Source organism: Deltaproteobacteria bacterium (genome assembly GCA_016930875.1).
Taxonomy (GTDB): Bacteria; Desulfobacterota; Desulfobacteria; order Desulfobacterales.
The window spans coordinates 1-24,143 of the sequence record JAFGFW010000060.1 but is presented as its reverse complement, the minus strand read 5'-3'; the positions used below and the strand labels follow the sequence as shown (position 1 = coordinate 24,143).

Annotated in this window: 22 protein-coding genes; 11 read left to right on the top strand and 11 right to left on the bottom strand. The window is 52.2% G+C overall.

Features of this window, described 5'->3' with window-relative positions; all coding sequences use genetic code 11:
* From JW883_06400 to JW883_06350, 11 genes are all read right to left on the bottom strand, one after another.
* A partial coding sequence (locus JW883_06400) for a 4Fe-4S dicluster domain-containing protein (protein ID MBN1841897.1) occupies nt 1-389 on the bottom strand: 389 nt, incomplete at its 3' end.
* A gap of 46 nt (nt 390-435) precedes the next feature.
* Entirely contained in the window at nt 436-1,323 is an 888-nt protein-coding gene (locus JW883_06395) for a hypothetical protein (GenBank protein MBN1841896.1), read from the bottom strand.
* 1 nt (nt 1,324) lies between these two features.
* On the bottom strand, nt 1,325-2,995 hold the full coding sequence (locus tag JW883_06390) for an FAD-dependent oxidoreductase (protein MBN1841895.1): 1,671 nt from the start codon (nt 2,993-2,995) through the stop codon (nt 1,325-1,327).
* A gap of 3 nt (nt 2,996-2,998) precedes the next feature.
* Nucleotides 2,999-3,706: a hydrogenase iron-sulfur subunit gene (locus tag JW883_06385; protein MBN1841894.1), complete on the bottom strand. Its 708-nt coding sequence runs from the start codon at nt 3,704-3,706 to the stop codon at nt 2,999-3,001.
* A 152-nt stretch (nt 3,707-3,858) separates the two neighbouring features.
* Nucleotides 3,859-5,538, bottom strand: a complete 1,680-nt coding sequence (locus JW883_06380; GenBank protein MBN1841893.1) for a CoB--CoM heterodisulfide reductase iron-sulfur subunit A family protein — start codon at nt 5,536-5,538, stop codon at nt 3,859-3,861.
* Nucleotides 5,539-5,612: 74 nt separating this feature from the next.
* Nucleotides 5,613-6,884, bottom strand: a complete 1,272-nt coding sequence (locus JW883_06375) for a CoB--CoM heterodisulfide reductase iron-sulfur subunit A family protein (GenBank protein MBN1841892.1) — start codon at nt 6,882-6,884, stop codon at nt 5,613-5,615.
* Between the two features lie 75 nt (nt 6,885-6,959).
* Nucleotides 6,960-7,127, bottom strand: a complete 168-nt coding sequence (locus JW883_06370) for an FAD-dependent oxidoreductase (protein MBN1841891.1) — start codon at nt 7,125-7,127, stop codon at nt 6,960-6,962.
* Nucleotides 7,128-7,151: 24 nt separating this feature from the next.
* Nucleotides 7,152-8,303 (bottom strand): (Fe-S)-binding protein, encoded by a 1,152-nt coding sequence (locus tag JW883_06365; protein MBN1841890.1) that lies wholly within the window; start codon nt 8,301-8,303, stop codon nt 7,152-7,154.
* Between the two features lie 94 nt (nt 8,304-8,397).
* Entirely contained in the window at nt 8,398-8,610 is a 213-nt protein-coding gene (locus JW883_06360; GenBank protein ID MBN1841889.1) for a hydrogenase iron-sulfur subunit, read from the bottom strand.
* Between the two features lie 3 nt (nt 8,611-8,613).
* Nucleotides 8,614-8,817, bottom strand: coding sequence for a hydrogenase iron-sulfur subunit (locus tag JW883_06355; GenBank protein ID MBN1841888.1), 204 nt, complete (start codon nt 8,815-8,817; stop codon nt 8,614-8,616).
* A gap of 23 nt (nt 8,818-8,840) precedes the next feature.
* Entirely contained in the window at nt 8,841-13,274 is a 4,434-nt protein-coding gene (locus tag JW883_06350) for an FAD-dependent oxidoreductase (GenBank protein ID MBN1841887.1), read from the bottom strand.
* A 614-nt stretch (nt 13,275-13,888) separates the two neighbouring features.
* Between JW883_06350 and JW883_06345 the strand changes: the two genes are divergently transcribed.
* The 11 genes from JW883_06345 to JW883_06295 all read left to right on the top strand — a co-directional run bounded on the left by JW883_06345 (nt 13,889) and on the right by JW883_06295 (nt 23,722).
* The gene (locus tag JW883_06345) at nt 13,889-14,257 is read left to right on the top strand and encodes a cytochrome c3 family protein (protein ID MBN1841886.1); all 369 of its coding nucleotides are present in this window, start codon (nt 13,889-13,891) and stop codon (nt 14,255-14,257) included.
* 37 nt (nt 14,258-14,294) lie between these two features.
* On the top strand, nt 14,295-15,560 hold the full coding sequence (locus JW883_06340; GenBank protein ID MBN1841885.1) for an electron transport complex protein RnfC: 1,266 nt from the start codon (nt 14,295-14,297) through the stop codon (nt 15,558-15,560).
* Nucleotides 15,553-16,521, top strand: a complete 969-nt coding sequence (locus JW883_06335; protein MBN1841884.1) for an RnfABCDGE type electron transport complex subunit D — start codon at nt 15,553-15,555, stop codon at nt 16,519-16,521. The genes JW883_06340 and JW883_06335 overlap by 8 nt, the downstream gene beginning before the upstream one ends.
* Entirely contained in the window at nt 16,514-17,107 is a 594-nt protein-coding gene (locus JW883_06330; protein ID MBN1841883.1) for an RnfABCDGE type electron transport complex subunit G, read from the top strand. The genes JW883_06335 and JW883_06330 overlap by 8 nt, the downstream gene beginning before the upstream one ends.
* A gap of 11 nt (nt 17,108-17,118) precedes the next feature.
* Nucleotides 17,119-17,727, top strand: a complete 609-nt coding sequence (locus JW883_06325) for an electron transport complex subunit E (GenBank protein ID MBN1841882.1) — start codon at nt 17,119-17,121, stop codon at nt 17,725-17,727.
* A 75-nt stretch (nt 17,728-17,802) separates the two neighbouring features.
* Nucleotides 17,803-18,378 carry an RnfABCDGE type electron transport complex subunit A gene (locus JW883_06320; GenBank protein MBN1841881.1) on the top strand — a complete coding sequence of 192 codons (576 nt, stop codon included), beginning with the start codon at nt 17,803-17,805 and terminating at the stop codon, nt 18,376-18,378.
* 12 nt (nt 18,379-18,390) lie between these two features.
* Complete coding sequence (locus JW883_06315; protein MBN1841880.1) at nt 18,391-20,481, top strand: FAD-dependent oxidoreductase; 2,091 nt, start codon at nt 18,391-18,393, stop codon at nt 20,479-20,481.
* 15 nt (nt 20,482-20,496) lie between these two features.
* The gene (locus JW883_06310) at nt 20,497-21,021 is read left to right on the top strand and encodes a HyaD/HybD family hydrogenase maturation endopeptidase (protein ID MBN1841879.1); all 525 of its coding nucleotides are present in this window, start codon (nt 20,497-20,499) and stop codon (nt 21,019-21,021) included.
* 100 nt (nt 21,022-21,121) lie between these two features.
* Nucleotides 21,122-22,003, top strand: a complete 882-nt coding sequence (locus tag JW883_06305) for a radical SAM protein (protein MBN1841878.1) — start codon at nt 21,122-21,124, stop codon at nt 22,001-22,003.
* Complete coding sequence (locus JW883_06300; GenBank protein ID MBN1841877.1) at nt 21,990-23,282, top strand: B12-binding domain-containing radical SAM protein; 1,293 nt, start codon at nt 21,990-21,992, stop codon at nt 23,280-23,282. Before JW883_06305 ends, JW883_06300 begins: the two co-directional genes overlap by 14 nt.
* A 272-nt stretch (nt 23,283-23,554) precedes the next feature.
* Nucleotides 23,555-23,722, top strand: coding sequence for a tetratricopeptide repeat protein (locus tag JW883_06295; GenBank protein MBN1841876.1), 168 nt, complete (start codon nt 23,555-23,557; stop codon nt 23,720-23,722).
* Nucleotides 23,723-24,143: the final 421 nt, after the last annotated feature.

The window sequence follows — 24,143 nt, the reverse complement described above, 5'->3', positions numbered from 1 at the left end:
GCCAGGAGAAAGAGGTAGTCGAACTCGGGGATCCCAAGGTTGTTCCCCCTTTCCAGGCACATGGCCACCCCTTTGTGCATGACGCCTGGGACCTTGTCACGTTCCCGATGGGTGCGCGCGTTCCTTAGAAGTGCCAACAGCTCAACACCTTGGGGACACGCATATTCACAACGGCCGCAAAGTGTGCAGATCCAGGGCCACCGGGCGTCAATCAGCTCCTGTTCCAGGCCCAAGAGCACGGCACGGACCGCCTTTCTCGGGTCCCAACCGTCTACGCCAGTCACAGGGCAACCACTGGCACAGGTTCCGCAGGTAAAGCATACGTCCGCCCATTCAGGCTTAACTGCCAGCTTGCTCTTCACTCGTTTTGTCAGGTCTAAAGCTTCCAAATCAATCCTCCCAACAACAATTTAATAGAAAAAGCCGCTCGTAAATTTACATATTCTGAGCCAGCATGACGCCGGCCTTATCAGTCTCGACTATCTCTCCGGGCGTGCCCAAAAAGCTCACATAATTTACCTCGATACCAAGCTTCTTTGCCGACCCCTCGATCATCGGCGGAAGCTGCGGCCGCGTCAAAAGTACAAGGAGGTCAAAGGTTTCGGTTTTTTCGCTCCCGCCTACCTCATACTTTAGTTCAATGTCCTTGTTCTCGCCCACTTCGGTAGCCTCAGCCACCGTGCCATTGACAAAATTGACCCCGGAAACCTTGTCCAGGTCGCTTCCGGCGCTTGCTTTAAAGGCGTCCATATCCGGCGAGACAAAACTGATTTCCACGCCCTCTATCTTCTTCTGGGCCATGATGGCCTCGTTGACAGCATAAAACAGGGCTGCATCCCGGACCTTATCATCAACACCACCAAAGGTCTGCGCAAACCCTATTTTCTTCGGGATCTCCCCATCCTGGGGCCGGAAAATCAGGCCATCACTCGGCCCTGTGTCGGCGAGCATCCTTTCTACCTGAAGATCGGTCACCACATTCATGTGCTTATTGCCGTAGTTTCCTCGTATAGGCGCGATTTTTCGCTGCATTCCGGACGTCAAGATGACCTCGTCCACTTCCAGCTCAAAATCCTCATCCGGCATGTCAAAGTTAATCGCTTCAGGCTTGCACTCTGCCCAGCACAGCGCGCACCCCAGACACCTTCGGCAGGCCAGACACCGCTTCGCCTCGGCAACCGCCACATCTTCAGGGAAGCCGGTCTCCACTTCCTTCATGTTCCCCTGGCGTTCTTCAACCTCGATCTCCGGCATCTCTGCCCGTTTGGCCGGAATATCCTGAAAGTCTATGATGTAGCGTCCCTTTTTCTCGTAGATATACATTCTACTTCTTCCCTCTCAGATATTTGTGAATAGATTCAGCCGCGGTCTTGCCGCCTGCGCAGGCTGCGATCGCAATGCCGGCGCCTGTGGCGCCATCGCCCGAAGCAAAGACCCCTTCCACATTGGTTTCAAAGGTCTCCGGATTAACCTCAAAATTGAACTTCCTTCCGATCTTAAACCCGTGCTTTTCTTCCACCAGACTGGCGTCCGTCACCTGGCCAATGGCTGCAAAGATAGTATCGGCGTCCATGACAAACTCCGAACCCTCAATCGGCACAGGTCTTCTCCTGCCACTCTCGTCCGGCTCGCCAAGCTCCATTTTCAAACATTGCATCCCCACGGCCTTGCCACCCTTAACCACGACTTCCTGTGGAGCAACAAGAAAATGAAACTTGACCCCCTCGTGCTCTGCCGCGTCCACCTCCCACGGGCTTGCGGGCATCTCCTTACGGGTTCGACGATAGAGCAAATTCACCTCGTCAAAACCCACACGCAGGCTTGTCCTGGCAACGTCCATGGCAACGTTGCCACCGCCAACCACGATGCACGAGCCCTTGTTGGGGATCTCGTTTCCGAGTGCGGCATCTCTAAGGTACTTAACACCCTCAACAACGCCCTCGGCATCCTCGTTCTTGACCCGCATGCTCATGCCCAGATGAGCGCCAACGGCGAGTAGGACAGCGTCATAGTCCTTCCGGATATCATCATAGCTGATGTCTTTGCCTATTCGCACGCCAGTTTTGATTTCTACCCCATGTTTTTCAATAAATTCAACATCCTTGGCCAGGATCGCTTTGGGAAGCCGGTATTCGGGAATACCTACCAGAAACATCCCGCCGCATGCGGGAAGGGCCTCAAAAACCGTAATGTTATTGTGATATCCGAGCAACGCCAGGTGATAGGCACAGGTCAGGCCGCTGGGCCCCCCTCCGATAATGGCAATCTTCTCGGGATAGGTCTCCTCTGGAAGGCTGATCGGGGGCTCGACCTCGTTATAAACCTCATAGTCGGCCACATAGCGCTTCAGAAAGCAGATGCTGATCGGCTCATCCTTGTACCCGCGGTTACACTCGAACTCGCACGGATGGGGACACACACGGCCTATGCTCAACGGAAAGGGGAGCTTCTTTCGGATTGTTGCCAATGATTCGGCATACTTACCGTCTGCAATATAGCCCACATAAGTCCGGATATCCAGATTAATGGGACACGTGCGCTGGCAAACTGGCATGTCTTCCTTAAAGACATTGTAGTTGCCGGAGCCGGAATTGAAATAGTCCACGGCCGTACGCCATTCCAGGCTCTCGTTGTAATCATCGTACATGTGGATCGGACATACCTTGATACACTCTCCGCAGTCATTACATTTTTCACGATCGATCCGGGGTGTCCGACGGTGGACCTTGGCCTTGAAATTGCCGTTCTCCCCCGCCAGCGATCGAACCTCGGCGCTATCTATGACCTGTATACCATTGTTCTCTTTGACTGCGCCCAGATCAGGGGCCGTAAAGGACGCACCATCAGTGATGAGCCTGTCCTGCGGAATTCGCTCCCCGCCAATACTGGGAAAATCTTCCACCAGAAAGACCTTGTTGCCGGCATTAACTCGATCCAATGCGGCCTTGACGCCTGCAGCCCCTCCGCCAATGATCAATACATTTTTTTCAGCCACTTTTTATCCCTCTTGTTCGACATATTTATACAAAGGTGAACGATCTTTTACACTCTCCAATTCCAGAAAACCGCGTCGCTTCAAACCGAGCACGTATTTCAAGGTCTCCGGGGCCGGGATCTCAAGCTTTTCCGCGAGTTCCTTAACCGAAGCCGGTTCATTTTGCAAAGCCGCTAAAATGGAATGGGTGGCCATCTCGTCAATAACTATGCCGCCTAAGGTCCGGTTTATCTCGTGCTCGGTGAAGATCTCATGATACTTGTTACCCGTATCAATGAAGACAGGCTTTTTCCCCACAACCCAGCGCAACTTGGGCCCTGCGAGGGAGGTCCTGGCAATCTCAAGCTTTTCCTTTAGCTTTGGCAAGGGGAACTTATCAGCCTCGCCCCCGAGAGGTCCGAGTTCTCTTATTTCTTTGGAAAAATCGGTGACATGCTTGACAAACACGTCAGCTTCGGCCGAAGAGAGGTTACGAAATGACAACCGCCCTGGATTCATCCCTGCATAAGCGAGCATTTCTTTGGTCATATTCACCTTGTGACTGGCGTTAAAATTGCCGCTCACATAGTGACATTCGCCGAAAAGGCAGCCGAGCACCAACAACCCGTCGAGGCCATGAACAAAGGCATCCGCCATCACCGCAGGGTCCATCCTTCCCGTGCACATTATGCGAATGACCCTGATATCCGTTGTGTATTGCATCCTGGACACGCCAGCGAGATCTGCTGCCGAGTACCCTCACCAGGTGCAGCAAAAGGCCAAGATCTTTGGAGTAAAATCCTCTCCCATCTGGGATACCTCCTTTCATGAAACCGTTTCACGATTTCATGCAACGCGGCTTCGCCGCTCAGAATCCGTTAATGTTAAGCTGCCAGGAAACCATGTATCTGGGCTTCCATTTGGTCGTCAGTAAATGAATTAATGCTCAACGCGTGTCTATAGCACGTGGCAGCACATACGCCGCACCCCTTGCACGCCACGGTTATGACATTAACCTTGCGGCCTTCATCGGTTGTCCTTATCTCTAAGGCATTGTATGGGCAAAGCGCCACACAGAGGCCGCACCCGCGGCAGGCATCCTTGTCAACAAGGCATGTTACAATCGGTTCAATCTTCACCTCGCCCTGCGACAAGGGAATAGAGGCCCGGGACGCCGCTCCCAGGGCCTGCAAAATGCTCTCGCGAACATCCTTGGGATAGTGCGCACTCCCGCAGATGAAAATGCCGTCGGTCGCGCAATCAAGCGGCCTCAACTTTACGTGTGCCTCAAGGAAAAACTTGTTCCCGTCCAGGCCGGCCCTGAAGAGGTTGCCAATATGAACCCCGTCTTCAGTCCCTACCAGCGGCGTTGACAATACCACCATCTCCTGCGGAATTTCGATCTCTTTGCCCATCAGTTGGTGGAAAACGGTCACCTTGTTTTTCTCCACCACAGGCGGGCTTTTAGGGTCATAATTGACAAACCGGACGCCGAGTTCTTTCGCCTTGCGAAGCTCGGTTTCGTTATCGACACCGGACATCATCAGGTCTCGATAGAGAATATGGACCTTCGCCGCTGGATTCATCTCCTTGATAAGGATGGCATTCTTGATGCCGATTGCACAGCATATACGGGAACAATATTTTCTCTCCGGGCTTCTTGCGCCAACGCACTGGATGATCACCACATTGTTGGCATCGATCTTGCCCGCCTTCAGTTTTCCCTCCAGTTCCCACTGGGTAATAACTTTTTCGCCGTCATATTCATACATACCCTCCGGCACGAAATTCCCCGCTCCGGTGGCGATAATGACCACACCCAGCCTGACGTCTTGGCTGGTCCCGTTGGCGCTGAAGGTTACGTCAAACTTGCCGATAAAACCTTCGACTTTTTCAATGGCGGCGCCTGTGTAAATCTGGATATTGGGATGATCTTGGGCCTCTTTGATTTTTGCGTTTATAACCTCGGATGCGTCTACATGTATGGGAGCCAACTTGTACAAAGACCGAAGCATGCCTCCCAGCTCGTTTTCCTTTTCCAATAGGATGACCGGGAACCCCCTGTCAGCAAGGGACGTAGCGGCTGTCAGACCGGCAATTCCACCGCCGACCACCAGCGCTTTGACTTCGACCTTAGATGTAATGATCTCCTGGGGTTCAAGAAGTGCGGCCTTAGCCGCCCCCATGCGGATCAGATCCCTGGCCTTGGCCATGGCCGATTCCGCCTGTGCTTTATCCTGGTGCACCCAGGAACACTGGTCTCTGATATTAACCATTTCAAAGAAATAAGGATTCATGCCCGCCTCCCCACAAACAGACCGGAAAAGAGGCTCGTGCGTACGGGGCGAACAGGAGGCGACCACCACGCGATTAAGGTTGTGCTCCTTGATTCCTTTCTTGATTTCATCAAGACCTGCGTCTGCGCAGGTATAGAGATTCCACGGGGCATACACAACATCAGGCAGCGTCGAGGCGTATTCAGCCAATCCCTCAACATCCAGCGCACCCGCGATATTGCTGCCGCACTTACAGACAAAAACGCCTATTCTGAGTTCTTCTTCCAAGGTCTTTCTCCATCTCTAAAGTATTCATTATTGAGTAGTCCATTTGTTTTATCAATCATCAATTCGTGGAATCACTATTTTCCCGCAATCGTCTCGGCTGCCCGCGAAGCAGCGCTGCTTGCCTGGGCCACTGATTCCGGGATATCCATTGGCGCCTGGGCGCACCCACACACAAAGATGCCGGGGACGGTGGTATCCAGGGGCTGGAGCGGGTGGGTCTTAAAAAACCTGTTTTCGTCCAACTCCGCGCCAACGAGCTCAGCCATCTTTTCTATCCCCTTGGGCGCTTCACACGCCACAGCCAGCACGGCCAAGTCAACGGGCATGCTCTTTACGGTCTGAGAAGTCGTCTCTTCATACCAAATAACGGGATTTTCGTTTTCATCCTGCGTAATCTCAGCGACACGGCCACGAATATAGTGAAGACCAACATCTTCTGCCCCCCGCACCTTGTATTCTTCAAAGCCCTTGCCGACGGTCCTCAGATCCATGTTGAAAATATACGCCTCGGTCCTGGCATCATGATCCTTGGCCATCATTGCCTCTTTAATGCTATGCATGCAGCAGTAACTGGAGCAGTATTTGTTGAAACGGAAATCTCGAGACCCCACGCATTGAATAAAGGCGAGCCTGGTGGCAATATCAAACTTCTCGGCCTTGGCCTTCAGTTCGTCCAATTTCTTGGTCGCCTCCTGCACGTTCTCGTATTGTTTTGCCCATTTTGGAAATTCATCCCCATCGGATATGTTTCCCGCTGTAAATTGCTTGTAAAAATCATCGGATGACATCTTGTGTTTCTTCTCGTAACTGGCCAGGCTCTTTGTTGATTTTTTCAAGCCCTTTCCCATTGTTCCGATAAGGTGATGATCTCGCAAGTCCGATGGGCGTTCCACATGACCTTCCGTTGGGCCGCTGGCGCTCAATAGGCGTTCAAATTCCATAGCGTTGATCACATTGGGCAGCCTGCCGTAGCCGTATTCCGGTATTCGTGTGGCATCAAAAAGATCATACCCGGTTGCCAAAATGATGGCGCCCACCTTTAGCTCAAGTATTTGATCCTGCTGCTTATAGTCTATCGCCTTGGCCTGACAGACTTTTTCGCAGACACCGCACTTTTTCCCCTGAAAGGTCCGACAATGATCAGTATCTATACAGAAAATAGAAGGAATGCCCTGTGCATAGTGTCTGTAGATGGCCTTTCGTTTCCCTAACCCCATATCATAATCATCTGACACAATAGTCGGACATTTTTCGGCACAGGCGCCACACCCTGTACACAAATTTTCATTGACGTACCGGGCCTTTTTTCTCACGGTAACCGTAAAATCACCCTTGCTGCCCGTCACGTTTTCCACCAGGCTGTATGCTAAAAGATTTATTTTGGGATGCCGACCGACATCCTGCAGCTTTGGCCCGAGGATTCAGATGGCACAGTCGTTTGTGGGGAAAGTCTTGTCTAATTGGGCCATCTTGCCGCCGATACACGTCAGCTTTTCGACCAAATGGACCTGAATGCCCATGTCCCCCAGATCAAGGGAAGCCTGCATGCCGGCTATCCCGCCGCCAATGATCAAAATATCCTTGTTCACGACAATCTATCCTCCTTACCCGGGTTATTGGGCTTTGTTGCCATTCATGGCATCCACAACCAGTTCAGCAAGATCTTTGACTTCAATATCAATCCCTTCTATGAAACTGGCCGCACAATTAAAATGGATATTACATTTGGGGCACGCTGTAATTAACGTAGCTGCCCCTGTCGCCATGGCCTCTTTTAGTCTGTCGCCTTGAATTTCCCTCGAACAGGTGGAGCAGTTCATCCATCCCGTGGTTCCACAGCAAACAGAGTTGTCGCGGCTCCTTTCCATCTCTGCAAAGGAGGTGGCAACCCCGTTTATGATGTCACGCGGGCTGTCATATATACCTGCCATCCGTCCCAGCCTGCATGGATCCTGGTACGTGACCACACCATTCGATTTCTCTAATCCGAATTCACCGGCCTTTAGTTTTTCAGCCAGAAAATCATAGAAATGGATGATCTCGAAACCGAGGTCGCCAAAGTACTTCGTATAGTAATCCCTGAACACATAATACCCTTCAGGGCAATTGAATATGACCTTTTTGCTTCCTGCCGCTTTGATCACTTCAATGTTTTCAGAAGCCAATTTCTTGAAGGTTTCAACCTCACCGTTCCACAGCATGTCGTGGCCGCAGCATTTCTCGTTGTTACTCACTACCGGCTCAATGCCCAACTTATTGAGAATCTTGATAACATTTCGTCCGATATCAAGTGTATGGGAATGGTAGTCCGCAAAGATCACGTTGAAGTAGGGTAGACACCCGACAAAATAGAAATACTCCCCCTTATCGGCAATACTGCCGGCTTCCTTTGCCCAGGCAACCCTGTTCTGCTCCATTCCGGATGCCTGTATGGCCATAATTGATTGAAGCATACCGTTGTGGGCCGGAATTCCCTTGTTGTTAAGCTTCAGCGCCTCCTGCCTGATGCCCCTGGTAAACTCCAGATAGTTAATGTCCGCCGGGCACCTGTGCGTACACCGGGCGCAGGTAAGACATGACCACACGTCCGGGTCCGAGAGGAAGTCCTCGGCCTTGCCCATAAGGGCCTTTTCAACCATTAGCCGCGGTGAAAACGTGGGAGAACAGCGTGCCACCGGGCAACTACCTGTGCAAACTCCGCAGTCTAAACAGTAGTAAGCCTTGGTCTCATTGATTAGGTTGCTTATTGTTTCTTCCATGCTCATTATTTAGCCCCCATCGGCATTACGTTATGGAATAATGGAGTCTTGGAGTACTGGGTATATCAGCGAAATCGGAGCGAACCCCCCAGCTACAAGCTCATGCGGCTTCTCGCAGAGGAGATGCCCCCAAGTCCTTGATCTTTTGGGTGAACGACCTGACGACTTCAGCAAAACGGACTCCCTCGGCAGCCGAAACCCATTCCAGGGCCAGACGGTCATTGTCGATGCCAAGAAGTGTCAGCAATTCACGAGTCATTTCGATGACCCGTATAGCCTTCTCATTACCATCCAGGTAATGGCAGTCACCAATGTGTCAGCCACTTACAAGTACCCCGTCAGCACCCAATTGAAAAGCCTTCAGGATGAAATTGGGATTAATCCGGCCCGAACACATCACGCGGATAACACGGATGTTGGCAGGATATTGAAAGCGGCTTACTCCAGCCAGATCAGCGGCGGCATAGGCACACCAGTGGCAACAAAACGCTACGATTTTTGGTTCGTGTTCTCCACTCATGTTATTTTTTCCTTTATTCGAATCTATCCGCCGAGGGCGGCCTCGACCATGGTGAGCACCTGCCTGTCCGTAAAATGGCGAATAGCAGCAGCGCCGGTGGGGCAGGCCACTGCGCAGGCACCGCAGCCCTTACACATTGCCTCTCTGACGTGAGAGACCATGATGCCATCTCTTAGTTCTATCAATTCCGGCGCGCCAAAGGGGCAGACGTCCACACACTTGCCACAGCCCCTGCAAAGGGCCTCATCCACGCTCGATACGACCCCTTCTACCTCAATTTCTTTCTGTGCCAGGATAGTTGCGGCCCGAGCTGCAGCCGCCTGGGCCTGGGCGATGCTTTCCTCAATCGGTTTAGGAAAATGGGCCAGGCCACAGACAAAGGCGCCGTCAACAGCAAAGTCCACTGGCCGCAGCTTCATGTGGACTTCCAGGAAGAAATTGTCCTGACTCAGAGGCACCTTAAAGAGCTGCGCCAGTTCCTCAAGGCCACGGGTATAGATGGCCGTGGCCAGGGTAATAAAGTCGGGCTTGAGGGTGACGGGCCGCTGGAGCACGGGATCCATCACAGTCACCTCCAGGGCGCCTCCATCAGTCTCTTTGACAACAGGCTTATTTTCCGGGTCGTAGCGGATAAAGATGACGCCCCGGTTCCGGGCTTCTCTGTAAAGATCCTCCCGTTCCCCGTAGGTCCGGATGTCCCTGTAAAGGATGTAAACGTTCAAGTCAGGGTTCCGTTTCTTAAGCTCTACTGCCTTTTGGATTGAGAAGGTACAGCAGATCTTGCTGCAGTGAGGGCGCTCAGGCTGCCGGGAACCCACACACTGGATAAAGACGGCATTCGTGGCGTTCTTAACAGGGTCACTCTCCCACGCTTCATCCAATTCGTGCCAGCGGAAGACACGGTCATTCTTGCCATAGAGATATTCATCCGGCTTGATGGAGTGCGCGCCCGTCGCAAGCACCACTACCCCGTGTTCAATCTTTTTGGTCTCCCCTGCGCCATTTAGGCCAATGGTAGTCTCAAAGTTTCCGACAAAACCGGAAACCTCCTTGATCTTGGCGTTAAGATGCACCTCAACGTTCTCGTGCCCGGTTACGTCATCAACCAGTTTGCTCACATACTCCGGTATGCTTTCGCCTTTCCAGGAGTTCTTTAACTTCAGGGCGTGGCCACCCAGGCGATCCTTCTCTTCGACAATGTGCACCTTGAATCCCTGCTGGGCTATAGTAAGGGCGCACACCATTCCGGCCACACCGCCGCCCACCACTAAACCGACCGGTGTGACGGAGACCGATGGCATGGGCAGGGGCTCGATAATCGAAGCCCTGGAAACTGCCATTCGCACCAGGTCTTTGGACTTTTCAGTGGCGCCGTCAGGATCGTTGGCATGTACCCAGGAGCACTGATCACGGATATTGGTCATCTCATAGAGGTATTTGTTCAGACCACTGTTACGCATAGTTTCCTGGAAAAGAGGCTCGTGGGTCCGCGCCGAGCACGAGGCCACCACCACCCGGTTTAAATTTTGCTCTTTAATCACCTCGCATAGTTGGTCCTGGGCGTCTTGCGAACATGAAAACAGATTCTCCTGCACATAGACAACGTTCGGAAGGGTCTTGGCATATTCTGCCACTTCCGGCACGCGTACCACGCCGCCGATGTTTATACCGCAGTTGCAAACAAAAACACCGATGCGGGTTTCCTCCGCGCTGATATCCCGCTCTTCGGGAAAAGTCTTCTCTTTGACCAGAGTATGCCGCGCCTCGGCAAGCCTGCTGGCTGCCGCGCCTGCCGCTGCTGATGCCTCCATCACCGAACAGGGGATATCCTTGGGTTCCTGAAAGGCCCCGCAGGCATAGATCCCCGGACGAGATGCACTCACTGGAGCAAAATTGCTGGTCTTAGCAAATTTGTAATGATCAAGCTCGATTCCGAGCCTTTCCGCCAGCTCTGCCACGCCAGTGGCAGGTTCAAGACCGATGGAGAGCACTACCATGTCGAATTTTTCATTTTCGACTCTGCCATCTTCGGTCGCGTAACGAAGCTCAAGGTCATCTGAACCAGGCACCGGATTAATACTGTGCAACCGGCAGCGCACAAAGCGCACGCCACTTTCCTCTGCCCGGTTGTAATACTGCTCGAATTCCTTTCCATATGTGCGCATGTCCATGAAAAAGATGGCAGTATCCAGAGGCTCCTTGCTGTGCTCCCTGGCTATGACCGCCTCCTTGATGGCATACATGCAGCAGACGGCTGAACAGTAACCATTGTCACACCGGTTAGTATCCCGGGAACCCACGCACTGGAGCCAGGCGATCTTCTCGGGCTCCTTGTGGTCCGAAGGACGTATCAGATGACCCAGGAAGGGACCGCCGGCACTCAAAATACGCTCAAATTCCATGCTGGTGATCACATTCGGGTGGCTGGCATAAGAATAAGTGTCAAAGCGACTCGGATCAAAGGACTTAAAACCTGGAGCGGCAATGATCGAACCAACTTCTAAGGTAACAGTCTCCGGCTGCATGCTGTGATCTACGGCTTCTGCCTTGCATGCCTCCACACACTGGAAGCACTCGCAGCAAGTCATACAGTTAAGGCATCTCTCGGCCTCGGCCTTGGCCTGCTCTTCAGTGAGCCCCTGCTCCACTTCGGCAAAGCTTGTTTTCCTTTCAGCATCGGAGATAGCGGACATTTCAGCACGGGGTCTTTTCTCGATGTCTTCAGGAATCGCCCGGAAATTCTCCTGGGGCAGCTCCACTGGCTCCCGACCAGCGCTGAGGTCCTCGCCCTTGAGGTAACGCGATATTGAAATAGCGGCCTCGCGGCCCGCGGCCACAGCGCCTATCGCTACCCAGGGACCGGTCTGGGCGTCGCCGCCTGCAAAAACACCCTCTACGTTGGTGGCAAAAGTTATGTCATCGGCCTCGATGGTTCCAAAACGGCTCAGAGCCACGCCAGCTGTTTCAGCAAGGAAGGACGAATCCGGCGTCTGTCCAATAGCGGGGATTGCCAGGTTTGTTTCGACAATAAATTCACTCCCGGGCACCCGAACCGGCCGTCTTCTGCCAGAAGAGTCAGGTTCTCCCAGTTCCATCCTGACACACTCAATGCCAACTACCTGATCCTCCTTGGTGAGAATCTGCTGCGGTGCGGTCAAGTACTGGATCTCAATGTCCTCGGCAAGGGCGTCCTCCACCTCATTTTCGCGGGCCGGCATCTCCTCACGGCTGCGGCGATAGAGGATAGTGACCTTTTCAGCCCCCACCCGCAAGGCGCAGCGGGCCGCATCAATGGCCACATCACCACCGCCGACGATCACCGCATTTCCTTCCACTTTAGTGATCTCGCGTAGATTGACCTGACGAAGGAAATCCACGCCGTGCGTTACTCCTTTTGCGTCCTCGCCTGCAATGTTGAGCTTCATGCTCTTATGTGCCCCAATGGCTAGATAGATCGCCTTGAAGCCCTGAGCCCGAAGCTCATCCATTGTGATATCCCTGCCAAGCGCTGTATTGAACCTGATCTCCACCCCGAGCCGGGTGACGGCACGGATTTCCTTTTCCAGCACTTCAGGCGGCAGGCGATAGTCCGGAATGCCCACCCTCAACATGCCGCCGGCCACTGGCAGGGCCTCAAACACAGTAACCTGATAGCCTTCCAGGGCAAGAAAATGGGCGGCGGTGAGTCCAGCCGGGCCGGCGCCGATAATGGCAACCTTTTCGTCGCGTTTCTCGATTTCGGGGACTGGCAGATCCTCTATGTCCACCTGATCAGCAACAAAGCGCTTCAGGGCACAGATCGACACCGGGGCATCCACCTCGCCTCGCCTGCACGCAGATTCGCAGGGATGGGGGCAAATACGACCTATGACTCCTGGGAAGGGGAGGTTCCGGAGAATGACCGCCATTGCCTCCTTGTACTTACCCTTACCGATTAGTGCTACATATGCGTGGGCATTGACGTGATTGGGACAGGCATTCGTACAAGGAGAGCGGTCGAGCTTCTCGATCGCATAGCCGCTCGGAATGGCCTGGGCATAAAGCTTGAAAGCGGCTTTTCTGGTTCCGAGCCCCTCGTCAAACTCGCTGGGGACTGTTACCGGGCAAGCCTCGGCGCATTCGCCGCACGCGGTGCATTTTCCCAGATCGATATATCGGGGGCGCTTGTGAACCGTTACCTGGAAATTGCCTTCTTCTCCAGTGACACTTTCCAGATCAGCATTGGTGATCAGATTTATATTAAGATGCCGGCCGACCTCGACCAGCTTGGGCGAGATAATTCACATGGTGCATTCATTGGTAGGGAATGTCTTATCAAGCTGGGCCATGCCTCCGCCGATAGCAGGCTTTTTTTCGAGAAGATGAACATAATAGCCTGAATTGGCAAGATCCAGGGACGCCTGCATCCCCGCGATGCCGCCGCCTACTACCAAAACCGAACCTACAGCATTTTTCATGTTTTCTCCTGCGTCTGGTCTTGTTGGGAGGCGAGTAGCCCTTACAGCTTCACCAATGTGGCCAACCGCATGCCTTACTCCCAAGTAATCGTGAAATAATGGATTGGAATTACTTACTTAGTTTCCATCCGGAAACTGGACAAAGTTGTTATTTCGAGCGAAGCGAGAAATCGTATGGTATTGAAAGCACGTAGGTTTAGGTTTTAGATTTCTCCCTTCGGTCGAAATGACATAAAGAGGGATTTCTGGATAGACACTAGTTACACATGGTGACACTTCAGTACCTTGGTAACCATCATATCCTTATATTCTTCTGTACCCTTATTATAACTAAAGTGGCAATGCCTATAGCATTGAGGTTCAGAGTTGTCAAGAAAAATTGTCGAAGGACGAACAATTCCAGGCAAGGCCAAAAAGGTCCGTACAATCTGGTTTTGCTTCAAGGGCCAATTACCTAACATATACTGATAGCATGATAATGGGCCTACTTTTTCCTTGACACTGTCCTTGATACTTGCTAAGGGCTTGACGACTTTGAAACGCGTTTAACATGAACGGAAAATCGGCTTTTCAATATTAGTATTAGTAGCCGAGCGAAAGGAACGTGATACAAAATGACCTCAAAGAACGAACAAGCATTGGCCTTTGCCCTCGCAGCAATCTTGCTCGTCGTAGGAGTTGTCTGTTATGCCGCCTTCCCGCAGCAAAGCCCTGAGGAACCTGTAAGGATCATGTTCAAGAGCAATGCAGGAAAAGTTCTGTATGATCACAAGACTCATACGACTGACGAAGGCTATGGCGTTGCCTGTGATGATTGCCATCATGAGGAGCAGGGAGACGGGTCTATGTCGTGCAGTGGTGAGGATTGCCATGGCCCAGACAGCGACCCCAAGAGGGGTGACGCACTCCATACGAACTGCAAAGGCTGCCACGAAGAGAGTGGGGCCGGGCCGGTTGAGTGTGCGGCATGTCATGTCATGTAGCGACCGCTAATGGGATTATAGAACAAAGGATCGAGCTATGATAAAGAGATCGTTCTTAGGTTTAGTAAAGCCGAGGCTGCAGTACAACCTGGTACCGGACTCGGTCCAAGAGCTTCCACTCCCTAAAAAGGTGACCCTGTTGTTAAAGGTGTCGCAAAACGGAGGGCCTCCGAGCACACTCAAGGTGGGTGACGCTGTCAAAACCGGACAGAGGCTCTCTGCGTCACCGGAGAGCGCCGAATACGTCATCTCCTCTGTCACCGGCACCATATCTGCCTTGGCGCCACATGTTGGGCCCCTGGCGCAAAAGTATTCAGCCATCACCATCGACGCCAGCGGCCAAGATAACTGGGATGATCAGTTCAAAAACGAGCCGACCCTTGATACGGCCATGAAGTTCTTTGAATACGCTCCCGGAAACCCTTCGTTCAAAGCCTTTTCCGATCCGGAAAAAACCATACGGACTATCGTAATCAACGGCATGGATCAGGACTTGCTCCTGACAGTTAACCAATATGTGGTCCAAAATGAAACCCCTGCCGTCAAGAGCGGTGTTCAAGCGCTTAAAAAAATTACCGGCGCAAACCGCATCGTCATTACCGTGCCTGAAAATCTTGTTCAGCAGGCCACGACTACAGGTGCGGAAGTAAAGACAGTGAGTGGCACATACCCTGACAGCCTGCCTCACATGGTAATGAAGGACTTGTTGGGTCAGGTGGTCTTAGCGGGCGATACCGTGGAGGACACAGAAGCCGTCTTCATGAGCGCGGAAGCCGTGGCAGCTATTGGGACTGCCTTTAGTGCGAGCCGGCCCAGTGTGACCAAGGTCGTTACCGTAGTGGGCAAAGATGGTAGTACCAGAAACGTGAGGGCCAGAATCGGAACCCGCATAGGGGATGTGCTTCAAGCCTGCGATGTCTCGTTGAGCGATCGGGATCGTCTTATTCTCGGAGGTCCCATGAGAGGCACGGCTACCTATTCGGAAGACCTGCCGGTTGAGCCCGTAACTGACGGCATTGTGGTGCAGGATGAAGCCGACAGCGCCCAGGTAACAGATTACCCCTGCACCAACTGCGGGGAGTGTGTCAGGATATGTCCGGTCAAGATCCCGGTCAACATGCTTGTTCGGTTTTTGGAGGCCCGCCTATATGAGGATGCGAGGAACATGTATGATTTGGATTGCTGTATTGAGTGCGGGTTGTGTTCTTACGTTTGCGTGTCCAGGATTCCGATCTTTCAGTATATTATGTTGGGAAAATACGAACTTAGCCTGATGGAAACCGCGGAGGCAGCCAATGAGTAGTCAAAAGAGACTCGTCGTGGCCCACGCGCCTTATTGGCACGACGGTAGTAGGTTATCCACAAAGAATTACCATATTATGATTGCCGCACTCCCTGCGGTGTTGATGGGCATACGCCAGTATGGTGCGCCGGCCCTTGCGGTCATTGCTTTTTCCATGGCCTGCGCCATGATCTGGGAACTGGTTTGGAGTGCGATTTTGAAAAAACCTGCCCCTATTGGTGACGGCAGCGCAGCAGTCACCGGGCTCCTGCTGGGAATGCTCATGCCAGCCACTGCTCCCTGGTGGCTAATTGCACTGGGAACCTTTATTGCCATTATCGTGGGAAAACAGATATTTGGTGGCATTGGGTTTAATCCCCTGAATCCGCCCCTTCTCGCGTTGGCCATGCTCGTTATTTCGTTCAAAGGCATCTTTGATTTCAATGAAGCCCTTCGCAATTATGACCTGGGTTTTGCCATGACGTATCCCCTGGCCGATTTGAAGGCGTTTGGCCCGGGGGCGATCACGAAGTTTAGCCTGGGCGACCTATTTATGGGCAGACAGGCAGGGGCGATCGGCTCTACGTTCGGCCTGGGACTTGTTGTAGGCGGCCTTTACCTCATCTTAAGGGGATACATGCGATGGGAGATCTCCCTTTCATTTCTGGCAGGCGTCTTTGTGACGGCGCTCCTGTTCAACCTCTCCGATTCAAGTCAGTATGCCGGCCCGATGTTTCATCTCTTTGCCGGTTATACATTGATTGCAGCCTTTTTTCTTGTGCCTGAGGAGTCCTCGTCTCCGGCAAATTTCATTCCCATGCTGATTTTCGGGGTCTTGGCCGGGGTGATGACCGTGCTTGTCAGAAATATTGGGGCCTATGTGGACGGTGTTCCTTTTTCCATCCTGCTTATGAATCTTGCCAATCCCCTTCTGGATAAGATTAGACCCAAAGCGATTGGAAAGGTGATAGAAAATGCGTGATATCATAAGAATGATTGTAGTTCTTGGCGTTCTGGCAGCCGTTTCGGGATGGTTGCTGTGGGCTGTTAAAATGGGGACGGCGTCGCAAATTGAATACCAGCAGCTTAAGTTTGTAAAGGGCCCTGCCATCAAGAACATCTTAGAGGGCTGCACTAATGATCCGCTCGTCGATCGCTTCAAGATCAAAGACGGTGAGGTGGAGAGGAGCTTTTATGTCGGGGTATTCGATGGCAAGGCCAATGCCGTAGCCTATGAGGCCTTTGGCAAAGGTTTTGGGGGAGATGTCGGCATCATGGTGGGTGTTAACATTGAGACGGACGAACTACTGGGTATAGGAGTCACCACCCACTCTGAGACCCCGGGCCTCGGCTCCAGGGCGAAAGATGATCCGTCTTTCGGGGCGCAGTTCAAGGGGATGTCCATTACTAAGCCTTTCAAGGTTAAGCCGGATGGTGGAGAGGTTGACGCAGTGTCAGGAGCCACGGTCACGTCAAGGGGTGTATGTGCAGGTGTTACGGATAGCGAAGCATTCTATAGTAAACTGAAGCCGCAAATCATAGAGCAAGCCAAGGCTTTTGCCAAGTAGGGAGAAGAATAATGGCCAAAACAATTGTTCAAGAATTTACCAAGGGATTATGGGATGAAATCCCGCCTTTCAGACTTGTTCTGGGGTTGTGCCCGACCTTGGCGGTGACCAAGACTGTGGCAAATGGCGTCGGGATGGGGGTTGCGGCCACCTTTGTTCTTGTGTTTTCCAATATCCTGGTCTCTATGCTGCGTAAGAGTATACCGAGTCAGGTGAGGGTACCCTGTTTCATCATCATCATCGCCACGTTTGTGGTAATCGTGGAACTTGTTATGCAGGCCTTTACCTATCCGCTTTTTCTACAACTCGGTATCTTTATCCCTCTAATCGTGGTGAACTGTATTATCCTTGGCCGAGCCGAGGCCTTTGCCTCCAAGAATGGCGTGGTAGCTTCGACAGCGGACGGGCTCGGCATAGGCGTGGGATTCACGATTGCCTTGGCTGTCTTGGCCGCTATTCGTGAAATCTTCGGTGCCGGCACCATCACTGTTCCATTTGTAGGTACTGTCATTCACCTATTCGGGCCGTCCTTTCAGCCCTTCACGTTCATGGTTGAAGCCCCTGGCGCGTTTGTTTGCCTGGGCCTGGTCCTTGCTCTCATGAACCTGGCGGGAAAATAGAATCGCTTCGCGATTTTATGTAACGCGGCTACGCCGCTCGAGAAAAGGAAATTCGTTAGGTTAAGGAGTAGTCAAATGGGAGATTATATCTTACTTGCCGTAGGCGCTATCCTGGTCAACAACATCCTGCTGATTCAGTATCTGGGTAACTGCCCCTTTCTTGGAACGTCCAAGAGCATGGACAACGCTACGGGTATGGCTATGGCCGTGGTCTTTGTCCTTGCCATGGCAGGGATTGTGACCTGGATTATGGAGGCGGTTTTCCTAAAACCGTTAGGGCTTGAGTATATAAGGACTATCGTATTCATCGTGGTGATCGCCGCGCTGGTCCAGTTTGTGGAGATCTTCATGAAGAAGAGCATGCCGGCCCTTTATGCGGGGCTGGGTATCTTCTTGCCGCTGATTACGACCAACTGCGCGGTTATGGGAGTGTGCTTAATCAATATTAAGGAAGAATACAACTTTTTGGAAATGCTCGTTTCTTCATTAGCCTATCCGGCTGGGTTTGGTCTGGCCCTGATTCTGTTTGCAGGCCTGCGTGAACGGATTATCATAGGAAGGGTACCCGGGCCTTTGCAGGATGTCTCAATTGCTCTGGTTACGGCTGGATTTATGTCCCTTTCGTTTCTCGGTTTCAAAGGGATGATTTAGGGGGTAAGAATAATGTTAGAAGCCTTACTTCTCATGTTAGCGTTGGGTAGTGTCAGTGGCGTATTGCTGGGGATTGCCTCTAAAGTATTTTATGTGTGGGAGGATCCGCGCATTGCGCTGGTCACAGACTGTCTGGCCGGCGCCAACTGCGGTGGGTGTGGCTATACGGGCTGCGGTGCCTGTGCTGCGGCGATTGTAGCTGGTCAAGCGGATGTAGGTGCTTGTATCGTAGCGGGCGCCGGCGGTGCTGCAAAGGTTGCTGCGGTTCTCGGCCTGGAGGCGGGCGCAGCAGAGCCTCTGACATCGCAAAATACCTGCACGGGAGGTTTCCGGGCACCCGAAAAATTTTCCTATATGGGTGTTAATGATTGCCGGGCCGCCTATCTGCTCTATGCAGGGGCCAAGGACTGCGCCGTGGGCTGCCTGGGGTTTGGGAGTTGTGTGAAGGCCTGCTTGTTTGGCGCCCTTGAAATCGGGCCAGAGGGTTTTCCGGTAGTTGACGCGGAAAAATGCGTGGGTTGCGGGGCCTGCGAAAAGGCGTGCCCCAAGGGAATCATGCAGGTCACCAAGCCTTCTGACCGGATTCTCCATATGAACCTTGTTGACGATCGTCTGGCTCCGTGCCGTCAGACCTGCCCTGCGGAAATCAATATCCCCAAGTACATCCATCACATCAAAAACAAAGAATACGACCAGGCCTATCTTACTATTATGGAACGCAACCCGTTGCCTCTTTCTACAGGTCGAGTTTGTCCTCATCCTTGCGAAGACGCCTGTCGAAGAGCCCTGGCCGATGATCCGGTTTCCATCAACCAACTGAAGCGTTTCTGTTCTGACTGGGTTTTTGATAATGCTGCACAAGTGAAAATCCCGGTCGCCCCGGATACGGGATACAAGGTGGCCATTGTAGGCGGGGGCCCGAGCGGTTTGACTGCGGCTTATTTTTTGAGGCGTCTCGGCCATCAGGTGAAAATCTTCGAATGGCTGCCCGAGTTCGGCGGCATGATCTATTACGGCATCCCCGAATATCGGCTTCCCAAGGCCATCCTTGGAAAAGATGTCAAACGTATTCTCGATCTTGGTGGCATAGACGTCAAGACGGGCGTTAAGTTCGGCGTTGACTTTGATCTGGAGTCCCTTGTCGGTGGCGGGTTTGATGCCGTGCTCATGACCATTGGGGCCATGAACCATGCCTCTGCCAGGATCCCTGACGAGGACAAGGTCAAAGGGGTAATTCCGGCAACCACCTATCTGCGAAGACAGGGCCTGGGAGATCCGATGCCCATAGGAAAAAAGGTTGGCGTCATCGGCGGGGGTAATGTGGCCATGGATTGCCTGCGCTCCAGTATTCGCCTGGGGGCCGAGAAGGTCTACTGCCTCTACCGGCGGACCATCAAGGAGATGCCCGCAAACCAGGTGGAAATAGAGGCCTGTAAACACGAAGGCATAGAGTTTGTGACGCTGTGTACCCCTACCAAATTCTTGACTGACGACGAGGGGAATCTAACCGGTATAGAGTACCTGAAAAATGAGCTGGGAGAACCGGATGCCAGCGGCAGACGAAGCCCTGTTGCCGTTAAAGGCTCCGAGACGGTGATAGAGATTGACAACTTCATCCTGGCGATCGGTCAGACAACCGATTCTGCCTTTGCGGACGAAGAAGGGACGGCAGTATCAAGGCTTGAAACCAAGTGGGGCGCGATCATGAATGATCCCGACACCCATCAGACAGCCATCCCTTACGTATTTACAAGCGGCGACTGTGCGGGACCGCCCGGGCTTTTGGTCGCGGCCATCGGGGCTGGAAGACGCGCTGCCAGGGGCATTCACAAATATCTCATGGGAGAAGACATGGCAATGCCGGAGAACAGGCTTCGGGTAGATCCCAGACGCATGAGTGGTCACATACCCGGCACCATGTTTAAGAGTATCGAAGGCATCGAGAAAAAGGGACGCATAGAACAGCCTGAGCTTGAGCCAGGCACTTACGAAAGACAGCACACCTATGCTGAGGTGGATTTGACGGTTACGGAAGAAGAAGCGTTGAAGGAAGCTAATCGCTGCATGCACTGTTGTCTTACCTGCTATGACAAGGATGCATAGCAAAAATAGCAAAATATGACAAAAATTGAGCAACCGGATACCTGCAAAAAAGTTGGGGGGGGCAGAAATGCCCCCCCCAAACATATTGTGATCCTGGGAGTGGGCAACCTGCTGTTGTCTGACGAAGGAGTGGGAGTCCACGTGGCGAACAAGCTTATGGAGATGGATTTGCCTGCCGGTGTGGAAGTGATTGAAGGGGGAACAGACGGTTTCCGACTCATGAACGTGGTAACAGGGGCGGATCGGCTCATAGTGGTTGATGCGGTGAAAGGCGAAAGCCCTCCTGGTTCGATCTACCGGTTTGATATAAACGACGTTCCCTCATCTCCTGATGCGTACAAAACCTCGGTTCACCAGATCGGAATTCTGGAAGTGGTTCACCTGTCAGAACTTGTTGGTCAAACCCCTGAGACCACGGTGATCGGTGTTGAACCAAAGTCCATGGAAATGGGCATGGAGCTGTCTCCCGAGGTACAGGAGAAGATTCCCAGGATTATTGCATTAGTCCTGGAGGAGGTTAAAGCGGCTCTGCCCGAATAACACGAATCCCACACTAATCCACCGACTCTTCACGTCTTGATCTGCCTTCTGCATTTCTCGAAAACTTGCAATCCCATGTGTTCTATGTCATTCTTTTATTATGATTACCTATCACAGGCTCTTTCTCGGCTCTGAATGTGACAACAACTGCACCGTGTGTCCCGTAAGAAATGAGGAGAAGAATCGTAGTTTGACTGAGCTGATTCATGAATTCGATGCTCTGGATGACCCCGAGAATATTGAATTCTGCGGAGGGGAGCCGACTCTTCACAAGGGCCTGGTTTCCTTGATTTCCTATGCTCGCAGCCGAGGCGCCAGACGTATCAAGCTCGTGACCAACGCACGGAGCCTGGCCGAGTGGGATGTGCTAACGAGTTTGGCGGAGGAGGGTATTCGCCTATTTGAAGTAAAGCTAAACGGTTCTAGGCCTGAAACACACGAGGCGGTTACGGGTGTGAGAGGCAGTTTTGACCAAACCCTCCAAGGACTCCGGAATGCGAGCACGCTGTCGAGATCGGATGAGTATGGGAATTCTATTTATGTAGGGGCCCGTGTGGCAGTCAGCCGGGCAAACCTTGAAGACCTGACTTCTATTGTGAGCTTGCTCATATCCTTTGGGGTCGATCGCATCGTCTTAGCCCGAAGGGGTTCTGATTTTTTACTGGGTGAGGCAGCCCGGGTTATTGCCAATGCCATGAAAGTGGCCACGCTTAATCGAACCTGGTCTGTGTGCGAGGGTTTTCCGCCCTGCTTGATGAAGGCAGGTGAAATGCATGTGGCCGAATTGATTCAGCCTGCCATCCAGGAAGGAGAAAGACCGACAGGGTGTCGTGGTTGCGCATACAAAGATATTTGCAGCGGACCGCCTGAAGATTATGTTCACAAAAAGGGCTCGCGAGAATTCCGGGCTGTTTCCTCATCGCCTTATTTGGAAGATTTGAGGCAGCTACTCAATACAGGATCACTGAATGCCGAACAGTAAGAGTCGAATTCTCCTTATTTCTTTTAACGCAGCCGGCCACGATTCCCTCGCCCTGGGTTACATCAAGGCGTTCGCCCTGAAAGACACCACGGTTTCCCGCAGGACACAAATCGAAATCTTGAGCTTCAGCAATGAAGAGGGCGATGTCCGCCAGGCCCTCTATTACATCACAGAGTACAAACCCCATCTCCTCGGCCTTTCCTGCTATTGCTGGAGTATGGAAAAGATCCTGGAACTGGCCCGATCCGTCAAACAGATTATGCCCGATGTACCCATCGTTGTGGGTGGCCCGGAGGTAGGCCCCGTCGCCGATCAGTACCTTGAAAAAAATCAGGCCTTGGATGTGGGAGTGCATGACGAAGGTGAAGCGGTCTTCCTGGACCTGATCAAGTACTACTTCGCGAGGAAGGGCTGCCTGGAAGATATCACCGGCATCTCCTTCCGCAGGGGCCAGGAGGTGGTAAGAAACCAAGACCGCCCACCCATCAAAGACCTGGATGAGATCCCTTCTCCATATCTCACGGGGGTATTGACTCCGCGAGACGGTGTGACCTATCTACAGTCTTTCCGGGGATGTCCGTTCCGGTGCGGTTTCTGTTATGAAGGCGGACGTCACAAAGGCCTTCGCTTTTTCTCCTATGAGCGCGTGAAGGCCGAGGTCGAACTTGTCATGGGAGATCCCGGCATCAGAAGCTTCCATTTTGTTGATTCGGTCTTTAACCTGAATCCCAAGCATCTGCGAAAGATCACCGGCATTCTTCGTGACGCCAATAGATATGACACCCGGCTAAGAACAATCGAGGTCTTTACGGAACAAGTGGACGAGGAAACAGTCAACTATCTGGTTCAGGCCGGTGTACAGAGCGTTGAAACAGGGCCCCAGACGGCCATCCCGGAAACACAAAAGCGCATTGGCCGTTATTTTGACCCCGAAAAATTTGCCCGCGGCGTACGTCTGATGCAAGAGGCCGGTATTGAAGTCTGGTGTGACTTGATTGTGGGCCTGCCAGGGGATAATTTCTTTCGTTGTGTTGCTTCTGTAGCTTTCGCCATGGGTTTGAAGCCTTCACGTATCGTCATGAGTATCCTGCATGTCCTGCCGGGCACCTCGCTCTTTCAAGAGCCCGGCCGTTTTGGCCTTGCCTTTGATCCTGAGCCGCCCCACTATGTGGTGGGAAATGACACTTTTTCCTTTGAACAGATCTACGAAGCCGTGCTCTTTTCATCGAGTGCGACCAGGGAATACAATGTGGCCTTGCCATTGGAAAAATCAGGATAATGCAGTTACCTTCAAAATTCCATTTAAATCGAACGATCTCGCTTTATCAAATCCCGCCGAAATAGTTGACTATTGACTGGCTGAGCCTTTCAAAACACCTTGACCATGAAACCATTCTCAGATAGTTTTCAATAGGTTTTCCGGCCCCTTCTGATAGATTAGAATAATTCACTCGCATTTAGGGCTCCTTCCCCCTTTTGAAAAGAGGGATTGAGGGGGGTTTTCCAATATTGCCTGGACTTATTGAGGACTTACTTCAAAAGGGAAAAGAAATGGCGCGCAAGAAAAAACCGCTGCACAACAACGTGGGCCTTTCCTATCTGAGACTCGGGAAATGGGATGAGGCTATTGCCGCCTACAAGCGGGCCGTGGCCCTAAGACCCGACTTTGCCGAGCACTATTACGACCTGGCTTTATCAGAATCAGAAAAAAACTTATAAGGTTCCATGAGCGAACCAATCACATATGCACCAGAAAAGGAAAACTCTTCAGCCAAGCGGAAAAGGAATCAACGAGCGTATCTAACATCTTCCTTCTTTGCCGTTCCGCACTCTCCCTGAGTTCCTCCATTTTCTTGTCCAAGATCTCTGTGCTGAACATGACATACCGCGCTTTTATGATGTGCCTTTCGAGCCTGATGGCGAAGGGTCACCAACATTTTTTATCCATGCTATCATGATCAGGGCCAATATCAAGAAAAAGGCAAAACACGGGGACGACAAAACAAATAAATATCTCTAGCGTGAATTGAAAAGCTGACGCTTATGGTGGGAGTGGGTGTACGCCTCATATTACGTGATCAAGTGCCTGTAAAATACTCTTATTAACATTTTTAGGTTGACATTATGTGACAAATAAGCT